Here is an 801-nt window from a genome sequence, read left to right on the forward strand (position 1 = left end):
ACTCATTAGTTGTAACCTATGCATATGTTATGGGTGGAATTGTATATATACTGTTTAAAGCGATTCAGAAACGGTAGTTCATATTAGTTTGTAGTTCTTCAACTAACGGGGCAGGTTAGTTGAACAAGAAATAAAAACTTTGGTTTATAATAATGAAAATTGGATGTGTAAAAGTGAAGAGACCTATAGGCGTTTCATTGATAAGTTATTTTTATATCTTTGGTGCAATTGTTTTATTATTTTCAGCTATTTTTTATAGTGCTGATGCTAATCCTATTGGTATAGCTGAAAGGTTTGGACTGCCGAATGTACCTGAACGATTGATGTTAGTAATTGTAGCTTTATTCTCATTGGGAATGGTCTATGGTTATATAAGATTGAAAAAATGGGGTTTTTGGACAATGATAATCTATTCGGTTCTTTTTGGAATAGTCAGTTCTCTACTTATAACTAATCAATCACATCAGCCATATTTAGGGAACTTAATTTGGTCAATTATCGTATTAGCTTATACAATTTATGTAAAAAAAGAATTTTTCAAAACAAACTTCCAACATTAGATAAAAACATATTACTCCTTCTTGCACTAAAGGGTGCTTTAGTTGAAGAACAGTGAGCTGCTAAGTCAGCTCTTTTTTCTTATTGAACTAACGAGGCAGGTTAGTTGAACAAGCTCGTTCGACGAAAAGGACATTCCTGGTATTACAGAGGATGCCCTTTTTACTAAACTATAGGGTATTTTGCTAGAATTCAAAGTCTAGAATCATTTTACTGGTTTGACCTGCAAACTTATAATTATAG

General features: G+C 32.2%; 1 protein-coding gene. It reads left to right on the forward strand.

Going from position 1 to position 801, the window contains the following annotated elements:
- Window positions 1-173: 173 nt before the first annotated feature.
- Window positions 174-560 carry a hypothetical protein gene (locus AC1DSL_RS18955; RefSeq protein WP_477533439.1) on the forward strand — a complete coding sequence of 129 codons (387 nt, stop codon included), beginning with the start codon at window positions 174-176 and terminating at the stop codon, window positions 558-560.
- The last annotated feature ends 241 nt before the right edge of the window (window positions 561-801 follow it).

Source organism: Paenisporosarcina sp. P4_D4 (genome assembly GCF_056401835.1).